The organism is Bradyrhizobium sp. Unk1 (assembly GCF_059512345.1).
In genome coordinates this window covers 1-10,267 of sequence record NZ_JCAMOP010000093.1, presented here as the reverse complement: position 1 = coordinate 10,267, position 10,267 = coordinate 1, and the positions used below count along the sequence as shown (strand labels likewise).

The window sequence follows — 10,267 nt, the reverse complement described above, 5'->3', positions numbered from 1 at the left end:
AAAACGAGATCGCAGCATGGCAACGGCGGCGAAATAAAACCCGAGACCGCATCAAATGGATGTTCACAACCGACAAAGCACGCGACAAACTCGGCCGCGCCTATCCAACCACCGCCAAAGAGTCAAAATCACTGAGATGAACCACTAGTCGTCAGTCATGCGGTCTATCAGACGGGCTGCATATTCGCGACTTTTATCGGAGACGAAGCATACGGGCATTGGCCGAGCCGGCGCATCGGAAGTGGGGGCCGCAGGAGCCGGCAACACCGGAGACGTGAGCGGTTCGAGCGTGGAGCCCAGCCTCTTCCCGGGAGGACGCAGTCAATCTTTCGATGCCGTCATGGAGCGGATGCGCTCTGGACCTCAAGACAGGACCGCGGCGCTTGGCAACTCAACTTCGGATGTGGCGGCGCCAACGCGGGACGAGATCAAGGCAGCAAGGCGAAAAATGGGCGGCCTGCTTGAGGAGCTTGAAGCTAGCCGTCGAGCGGCCACGCACGCCCAGAACTTGCAAGAGGCGCAAGAGCTGATCGATCAAGTCGTCAAAGCAGGCTCAACAGTTCTGGAGTACTACGCGGATCTGCTTGCCAATTTGGCGCGTCGCATTCTGCCCGACGATCCGGCTCGCCGGCTCCGCGATGACACGCTGGACGCGGCCGATGAATGTAACGCAGTGGCCACCCGGATTATTTACGAGCTGAAGAAGAAAAGAAAGGAAGCAACAGGCTGGCTCCCGAGGATCAGAGGCACCGGTACGCCCGCCCAGGTGTCCGGCGCGTTTGCAGGCGTGGCGAACTTCTATGAAGCCTGCATGGAATGGTGGGGAAAGAAGGTGTTGCGCTTGGAGCGGATGCAGTCTGTCTGTGCGGCTACTGCCAACTTGCCAAGCAGCACGCCCGAGATGCGCAAGGCCGAAGAGGCCGCACTGGGCTCTCAATACGAAGTGCATGTATCTGCAATCGCGGATCGCTCTCGTGGAGCTCTTGATTGACTCGCGAGCGAGCACGCTCGACCCAGACGTGCACGACGCCCTCATGGACGAGAGCGGGCGGGTGCGTCTGCTCGGGACCTTCATCGGAGATGTTTTTCCAGCATTCGTCTCGACCGCCGAGGCCGTTCTGAACAGCAGCGGGGCACCGCTCGACGCCGAGCATCGCGCCGTTCTGGAAGGTGTCATGGAGCGGCTTTCGGAATTCGCTTCAGGGGTGAGTTCCATGGTTGCCACGCTGAGGGCGGTCGGAACGGGAGCTGACCTTCCGTTGCAGTTGCTGGACGAGATCGTGGAAGGTGCGTGGCTTACCGCGAACGAAGTCATGCGGTTGCTGGCAGTGCAGCCAAAGCTAGCAGCCACGATTGAACCGCCGGCTTGGGCTGCGCTGCCGGAAAATACCGCCATGGTGGGCGAAAGCAGTGCAGCGCGCAGAAAGGGCAAAGGAAGGCGCGCAGCGGCCGCAGGCGAGGGGAGTTCGACGGCCCGCCCGCCCGAGCCGCAAGTCGCCAGGCTCGATGCGGCCACGGCCCGAACCGGCAAGGTTATCGTGCTCTCGGACCTCGGTACCAAAAAACTCGCGACCGCGGAGGAGGCACGCGCGAGGGCGTCAACCTCTGCTACCGAGCACCTCCAGATGTGGCGGGCTCCGCCCTCCAGGAAAGCACTGGCGGGATTACTCGAGCGACTGGACGAGCTGCTGCAATTTGATCTGCCGGCTCAGCAAAGTGCCGTCTCGCAAGCGCGCCAGATAAAGCCCGAGGACGCCGACCACGTCTTGGATCTCGTCATTAGGCGCTTGCAGACGCAGGCCGCCGAGATTGAGGCCTGTGCAGCCGCGCTGGAGGAGCCTCGCCGACGTGGCCTGCTCACGCCTGCGCAAGTGCCCGAAGTGCACGAAAAAATACTCCGGCTCAAGGCGATGTCGTCTGAGGTGCAGGGACAGGCAAACTCATTGAAAGCGCGGAAGGCAGCAATCACGAGCGATTGCATGAAGACGTACCCGTTTCCATCGCAAAAGTATCTCGAACAGTTGCGCGTGGCGGGGGAACTGGACTCAGTGGGTCCGCCGCAAGCGTTGAAGGGAGAGCCAGGTAAGCTATTCGAGATCAAGCTGCAGCCCAAGGCGCTGCGCACCGGCGCGATGCCAAGACCGATGTGGGTGCACATCCATACCGAGCGGCCGGTTTATGCCTCGCAATTGGCAACGCTGGGCGATCGCGAATTCGCCGCCTGCCACGTGAAGTCCAACGAACAGCGCGGATACAATCAGCATTGGCAGAACGCTCGAGCCGCCGAGGGTCACGAGAATGTCGTGATCCACCGCGGCAAGCTCACTGCTGGGTTCTGTAGGTCCTTGTTGAGCACCGCTGCTGGCCGGCCGTGGCAGCCACTTCCCGATCCGGAGCACGTTTCAGCGCAGATGGCTCGACTGGGGATCTAGTGAGCTGGTTGCCGTGCGGCGGTGAGCCGTTCAGTGGCAGCGTTCGTGCCTCCAGACCGGCGCGGCGGATTGCTTGAGCAGCGCCGAGCCCATCTTACAAAAGGATGAAGCCCGGGAGAGAACTCGCCTCACGGCAGGGTATCAGCCCGCGGTGGAGGGATTGTCGGTTGTCCCACAAGCAAGCCGCCATTCCGGGCTGTGGCGAACATCGGCACCCATGCGAGAAGTTAGGCCGCTGAGTGTGCAGACGGAAAACATGTACCTGATGCAGGCGGCGATCCGCCCGGATGTAACAGTGGCTTTTCGCCTCTTTGCCCGCGGCAAACTGGCGCGCAAACCCTCGGCGGATCTTCAACGGATCGCAGATGGTTCGGTGGCACGGGAGCTGAGCATCATGGCCGCTTTGACGAATCAAGCCGGGCGGTGCACAATAACGCCGCCTGTTTGCTACTTTTGCATAAGGCTACGACGGTCCCAGCATCAAGCCTCCTTGGCCCCCAAAGATGCTGGGGCTCGTCGTTCTTCCTTGAGCGTCTCTGCAGCCCAGGCCAACAAGACAATGGGTAAGCGATCTTCGCAGTCTTCTCACTCGCTGATGAACATCGCGCGCCCAAGTGTGACGCAGGCGCGTTCGGGAAGCGCATGTGCGGGACCATGCAAACCGACTGTCGCCTTGCTCGGACGATACAAGCCGGATTCGAGAAAGCGCTGTACTCGAGTGCTCCCAGACATGCATCGACCACTCCGCGGCTCCTCCAGCGTTCGATCATGAAGCAGATTGCAGGTTCCGAGCGGGCTAACATTGAGCCGTACGGTGATGTCCGGACTTATCCATTCCCTAGATAGATCTGATCGAGAAAATCAATTTTACCGCTTACAGCGTCGTCATATAGACCATCGAGGACGGTTGGGGCTAACCTAGGGAAGCGATTACTCGAATGAAAAAGTCTGTGTTAGTGACGGCGAGCGCCCTCGCGCTTGCAACGACGGCGGTGCCTCCTTTTGCTGCAAAAGTTGCCGCGCAACCGGTTGCTGGCAGGGTTGAAGTAGCCGATACATCATATCCTCAGTGCGCGGACGACCCGTTGGATGGTATCTGCGACCTGTTCTTTTGTTTGACCGATCCCTCGTGCGTGCGACACTGAGGACCGAAAACAAGTCAAGCAGAGAAGTCGAGCCTCGTGCGGCCGCTTGCTCCGACAGCGGCCGCGTCCTCATGCGAGTTACACTGGCATATGGTGCAAGCGGCGCCATTTTGTTCTCTAAGATGATCAAGCGATTGCTCGCTTCCAGCCAGTCGGTGACTACCGCAAATCGCGCAACCGCCGCATCGGCGAAGGTTGGGTGAACGGGAAAGTCGTTTTAGACAGCACGCTGTGTTTCGACGCGAGCCCGCGCTCGATCTAAAACTGGTCGAATTATCAGGATCTATTGCTTTTCCATGCCACGCCCATAGCGCCCTTCGGTTCGATGGTTCGCATTGATTTCGGACGTCATGGATGTCCATTGTTCCGGCAATACCTAGGGTAGCCGTCGTGGCGTTACGAAGGCTCGTTTATGGTTAGGTGTAAAATTGAGTGGAGCCGTCTCCGGCATCATGAGCATGGCAAAGAGCCCGGCCGCGCTAGCGAAAAGCATGTACCAGGCGGGCACGAGCGCGCTCCCGGTAAGGTGGATCAGCCAGGTGACGATCGGCTGAGCTGTGCCTCCGAAAATCGCTATCGCAAAAGCATAAATCGTCGCGAAGGCGCCACCACGAATGTTCCTGGGCAAACCTTCGGCCATGCTCACGTAGAAGGCGCTATACGGAATCGTTCCGATCAGGGTGAGGACGCCGAGACCTCCTAGAAGTGCGAAGGCACTGCGGCTCTCTGCAATCCACAAGAATACCGGATAGGTCATCAGCAATGCAGTGACCTGCGGCCATATCATGATCCGACGACGACCTGCGCGGTCGGCGAGCAGGCCGCCCAGCAGTGCCGTAGCAATTCCGACCACATTGCTGATGAGCATGGTACCAAAGGCGAGCGGCGCGGAAACGTGGAGGGTGTTCATCGCGTAGGTGGTCATATATCCCGTAACATAAGTAGTGATCGTGCAGCTGGCCAAGATGACAATCCCAAGCTCATGATGCGGCGATCGGCACTCGATTGGTCTCCAGGCTGGGCGACCAGAACGTGCGCCTCGGGCCGGTGCAACGTTTCGGGTAAGACGCTCCGCAACCAAAGTCCAAACGGCAACGTAGCGGCGCCGAGCGGCAGCGCGATCCGCCATCCGTACGCATTGAGCGCTTCGCTTGTCATGGTGAGCGAGAGTATTTCTCCAACCAACGCTCCGGCCGTCGCAGCTATCTGCTGGCTCGCGGGCTGAAAGGAGACAGCAAGACCGCGCGCGTCAGCGGGGGCCGCTTCCATCAAGTAGGCGGTCGTCGGACCCACTTCACCTCCGAGAGCAAAGCCTTGCAGCAAGCGTGCGAAGACGGCTAGTGACGGCGCGGCAAGTCCTATTGTCTCATACGATGGCGTGATAGCTAACAATAGGACCGCGGCACTCATCATGGTAAAGCTGGCGGTCATCGCGGGCCGTCGGCCGGCCCGATCCGAATACGAGCCGAGTACGATGGCCCCGATCGGTCTGGTCACAAAACCTGCGCCGAAGGTTGCGAGTGACAGCATGAGGCTAGCGAACGCGTCGGTTGCCGGGAAGAACGCTTGGCCGATCTGTATCGCGAAAAAGCTGTAGGTCCCGAAGTCGTAGAATTCGAGAATATTGCCGATGGTTGCGCCCAACACGGCGCGGCTCGTCAAGCGTTCGTCTGCGGGATCGAGGACCGGCTCCAGCCTCTCTCGAGTAGATTGCCTCGACATCCTCGACCTAATCTGAAGCGCGATCCCTGACCCAAACATTCTTTAACACTCAAACTTGGCCTCTCGATGACGAAGCCGCCCATGTCTGAATTCGTAACGAACTTCAGCTCACTCCCTGCGGAGATCTTCAAGAGGCCTTTGTTCTCGTAATAGAAAGGAGAGCTTTATGGATCCGAACCCGATCGACAATGCCCGTTCACCAGAATCACCAACGGCGCACGTCTGGACACAAGAAGATCATGATTTGTTCAGTCAGATCATGAACGAAGCGGGACCATCATCATCTGCCGCACTTGAGGAAGCGGTAGATGTCTCATTCGCCGCTCCCCGGAGATTCTCACACGGTTCGCAAATCGCGCCTGACTTCATGGTCGAGAGGCTGGTCCACCAGGGTCTCTTGCCTGACTCGGACCAGCCGACGATGACCTATGAAATCCGAGGTCACCGCTACACGGCCGGTTTGGATGGGTCCAATCGCGTTCTTCTTGTTCATAACCCTGCGGAGGACCAAGTGGTTGGGGTCGGCCGGGCAGGGGTACCGGACTTCGGAGCATTCTTCACGGAGCACCGGCGCTTCGGAACGCCGCTACCACAGCAATGGGCCACACCTGCCCTGATGGACAAGCTGCGCGAAGAAGGTTTCATGCCGACCGCTAATAACCCCAGAACAATCCAGCTTAACGGACGGGCCTACAAAGCCGAATTAGCCGAAGGAGGGTTCGTTAAGCTTACGCGGGTATGAGACGCAACCCGACGGTGAAGCGATCGCGCCGGACTGGAGTCCTGCGGTCACTTCGGGTCTCCTTACCTGGATAAACGATTCACCGCTTAGCAGTGGATTGCTCGCGCCGCCAGTGGGTACGCATCATCGGACCCGCTGGCGGCCCACGATGCACGGTCATCCTGGCCACTTCGTCTGGGTGGTGCCGCACCTGTCATCCGGGCTGCAATATTGCCCCCCGTATTGCCTCACCTGAGGATGTTACTTTCGCTTGACCGATGTAGCTCCGGCTGTCGGCCAGTCCGAGGTTGCACCATAGCACGCAGAATCGGAGGACTGGGGGACGTCGGGGAATGCCCATTACACGCGGCCAGCGTCGCACCTTTAGCCGTGCGCGGGATGATTGTCTCGGCTGCTTTGCGTCTGATCAATCCCAACAAGCGCTGCACGATGGTGTGCTGCGGCGGGCCGAACTGTCCGAGGTGTTGTTCAGCGAGGCAGAGACTTGCCAGCGCGCTCAGACGGGGCTTGGCCGCCAAACCAGCGCTCGATGTCGGCTGGGTTCGCGCAAGTTGGGCCGCGAAACCGGTGACCGTGGAGGGCACTCGGAAGCGGCGTAGTTTTTGCCGGTGCGAGCCTACATAGTCTTGGCGGACGCGGAGGTATTCTTAAGGAGGTGTCAGCAAAGGTCGCGTAGCCGCAACCGACCGTCGCAGGTGGCGCAGTCGCTTTGCGTAGCAGTGGGATTGCGCGAGCGTATTTATCGGATGGGAGTCCTGTCAATTGGCCCTACCAGATCTGGGCGTTTTGCAAGCAGTACCTCCACCGTAGGGTCACGGTAGATCGCATGCACATAGGCGTGTGCAGCCAGCTTCGAAACGCGGAAAAGAGCGCATGACGAACATCAATCTTAGCTACCTGTCCATTTAATGCACGCGCACAGCGAACCATCGCCGATCAAAACACGAAATAGAGAACGCTGGCCGAGACGTCGAGGTTTCCAGATGATACGAGGAATGAAGCCGAGGGCGCGGATGGTCGTAGCAATAAGGCGCGCGCTCGCCATGTGCGATCTCGACCGGTGCTGCGCAATCTGGTGGCTCTATCGTCTCCATTTCGGATTCACCGGCGACGTGATGTTGGGGCTCGCCGCGGTCACGCTTGCTCAGGAGAGATCCCGCTGCGGAATTTAGGAATCGTGGCGTCGAGCGCCTTCCATACGGGCTCGGCCGCCGAACCTGCCGCAGGTTACGCGTTCGGCTGGCGGACAAAGGCGTTGCTCAACGCCAATCGCCTCAAGTCTATCCCAGCCAACAGGCCGCAAATCGGGCGGCCTTCGCGGGGCACTGATGGTGCCGGCGAGGCCGCGAAGATCGAACTTGTGGTCGCACTTCACACCTAAAGTCGAAACTGTTGACGGATGATGCTGCCCATAGCCGAGTTGCGAGTGGCCGAACGGTGCCATGAGCAAGGCGGCCGCTGCGCAACATGCCGCCCTTACTAAGAGCCGATTGTCAGGTTTGAGACGGATGTCCAAAAAGTCGACACTTACATGGGTTGGAAACGACTGGAGAACCTCCAATTTTCAAGCGGCACGCTGCTTGCTCCATCGAAAGCCAGCGGACGCAGTTCCCGCATGCCCGCTCTTTGAAGCCGAGTATGCATCTTCCGAATGCTTCCACTCACTAGCAAGACGCCCAAGTCCGGCTGGCTAACTTCGGGACAACTCCCATGAAAAATTCGCTTTTTCTCGCAGCGTCGCTATCCATGAGCTGTTTGATGGCCGCGGGACTGTCCCAGGCGCTAGCGTCTGCGAGCGGGGCTGAGGATCCTTTTCTTTGGCTTGAGGAAATCGAAGGGCCGCGCGCATTAGCTTGGGCTCACACCGAGAACGGCAAGACACTCAGTGCGCTCCAATCTGATCCACGTTACCAGCGCTTCTACGGGGAAGCGCTCCACGTTCTTCAGGCCAAGGACCGGATTCCGTACGTCTCATTGGGACAGCGCGGTCTCGATAATTTCTGGCAGGACGAGAACCAGGTGCGCGGCGTCTTGCGGCGTACGACGCTTGAAAGCTATCGAACCCAAAGCCCACGATGGGAGACCATTCTCGACGTGGATGCTCTGGCGGAGGCGGAGAAAAAGAACTGGATTTATAAAGGGGCGAGCTGCCTTCCGCCCCAAGAGCGCCTGTGCTTGCTCCACCTTTCAGAGGGCGGAAAGGACGCTGTGTTCGTCCGGGAGTTCGACGCAGTTGCCAAAACCTTCGTCTCGAACGGCTTCGAACTTCCCGAGGGAAAACAGCAGGTCACTTGGGTAAACAGCGACACGGTCCTAATTGCACGCGATTGGGGCGAAGGGACCATGACGCAAGCCGGTTACCCTTTCGTTGTGAAGGAGCTCAAGCGCGCTCAGTCGCTCGCGGAAGCACACGAGGTCTTCCGTGGCGAGCCGACCGATGTCGGGGCCACTCCATTCGTGCTGCGCGACAGTGAAGGCAGGATCCATGCGACCGGCGCCGTCCGCAGCATCAGTTCGTTCGAGCATGAGTATGTTCTCTTTGGGTCCAAGCCGATTAAGCTCAATCTGCCAAAGAAGGCGACCATCGGGGGCATCGCGAGTGGTCGCCTGCTGGTGACGCTAAACGAAGACTGGATGGCACCGTCCGGAGACACCCCCTTCTCAGCCGGCTCGATCATCTCGTATGACCTGGCCGAATGGAAGCAGGATCCGCTGCGCGCCAGACCCACGTTCGTTTTCAAGCCTGGGCCTCGACAAGCGCTCAGCGGATTCACCGCCACAAGAAACTTGTTAATCCTAACGATTCTCGACAATGTTCAGAGTAGGGCGTTCGTCTACAAGTACCATCAGGGCGCCTGGCAGGCCACGCCGATCCCGCTTCCAGAGAATGCGAGTGTCGGTCTGGCTGCGGCATCGCATGAAACGGACGAGGCGATGTTCACCGTCTCCAGCTTTCTTAGCCCGACGATGCTCTGGTACTTCGACGCCGCAACCGAACGCCTTGAGACACTGAAGACGACACCTCCTAGGTTCGACGCCTCGAGACTTGTCGTCGAACAGTTCGAGGCAATCTCGCGCGATGGCACCCGCATTCCTTACTTTCTGCTACGACCCAAGAGCGCAAGGTTTGACGGATCAACTCCAACGCTTCTCTATGGCTATGGTGGGTTTCAGACTCCGCTCATCCCCTCTTACGCGGGCCTCACCGGACGACTCTGGCTCGAGCAGGGCAACGCGTATGTTGTCGCGAATCTGCGCGGCGGGGGTGAGTTCGGGCCCCAATGGCACCAGACTGCCCAAGGAGCAACGAAGCAGCGCACATGGGATGATTTTATCGCCGTCGCGGAGGACTTGATCCGGCGCAAAATCACTTCTCCCCGCCGGCTGGGCGTAGTCGGCGGTAGCCAAGGAGGCCTCCTGGTAGGGACCGCAATCACCCAACGACCCGAGCTCTTCAATGCGGCCATCTTACAGGTTCCGCTGTTCGACATGGTTCGGTTCACCAAGCTGGGCGCCGGAGCCTCCTGGATCGGCGAGTATGGCGATCCCACCATTCTCGAACAGCGCAAGTGGCTCGAGGCCTACTCGCCCTATCAGAGGTTGGTGCCAGGCAAGACCTACCCGGCCCCCTTCATTCTCACGTCCACCAAGGACGACCGCGTGCATCCAGCGCATGGTCGCAAGGCAGCGGCGAGGCTCGCTGCGTTGGGCCAACCGTACCTCTACTATGAGAATACCGACGGGGGGCATAGCGCCGCCGCCAATCTCATTGAACAGGCACGCCGGATCGCTTTAGAATATACTTATGCATTCCGGCGGCTTGTTGATGAGTGATGTCGAGGACTAAGATCTACTTCAACGATGATGCTTGGCGGACGACGTTATCGGCAGCGGCGTCAGCAAGCCCGTCTTTGCTCATTCTCCGCAGACTATGGTATGTCCCTGGGGATGAATCCGAGCGATCAGCTACGCCCTCAGTCTCGCCTATCAGTCCGGGTAGGTCACTCAAGGCCGATTTCTCGTTAATACCCCGTCGTCCGAGAACAAGGGTCTAAGCGATTGAGCGAGAGTCTATTTTTCGGATTCGAGACGGCTTGAGATTGCAGGGATTGGGGGATAGAGGCGGTCAAACCCTGCAATTTCGTTTGTGGATTGAACGAAGCCGCTGCCGCGGCGTGAGGGGCAAGGTGGCGTAGATCGCCTCCTGGCTGAGAGGATGTGGGTGT

At 59.2% G+C, this 10,267-nt stretch carries 2 protein-coding genes and 3 pseudogenes; 4 read left to right on the top strand and 1 reads right to left on the bottom strand.

The features are described 5' to 3' along the window. Together AC5ZFO_RS46225 and AC5ZFO_RS46220 are read left to right on the top strand one after the other, a co-directional pair. Positions 1 to 140: pseudogene (locus AC5ZFO_RS46225) on the top strand (IS630 family transposase); the annotation flags it as partial. Between the two features lie 17 nt (positions 141 to 157). Further along, positions 158 to 2,432 (top strand): annotated as a pseudogene (locus AC5ZFO_RS46220) (T3SS effector XopP-like protein). Positions 2,433 to 3,953: 1,521 nt separating this feature from the next. Here the strand turns inward: AC5ZFO_RS46220 and AC5ZFO_RS46215 are convergent. Then, positions 3,954 to 5,338 (bottom strand): annotated as a pseudogene (locus tag AC5ZFO_RS46215) (MFS transporter). A gap of 127 nt (positions 5,339 to 5,465) precedes the next feature. Between AC5ZFO_RS46215 and AC5ZFO_RS46210 the strand changes: the two are divergent. Further along, entirely contained in the window at positions 5,466 to 6,041 is a 576-nt protein-coding gene (locus AC5ZFO_RS46210) for a hypothetical protein (RefSeq protein WP_496124036.1), read from the top strand. A gap of 1,710 nt (positions 6,042 to 7,751) precedes the next feature. Further along, positions 7,752 to 9,875, top strand: a complete 2,124-nt coding sequence (locus AC5ZFO_RS46205) for a prolyl oligopeptidase family serine peptidase (protein WP_496124035.1) — start codon at positions 7,752 to 7,754, stop codon at positions 9,873 to 9,875. The last annotated feature ends 392 nt before the right edge of the window (positions 9,876 to 10,267 follow it).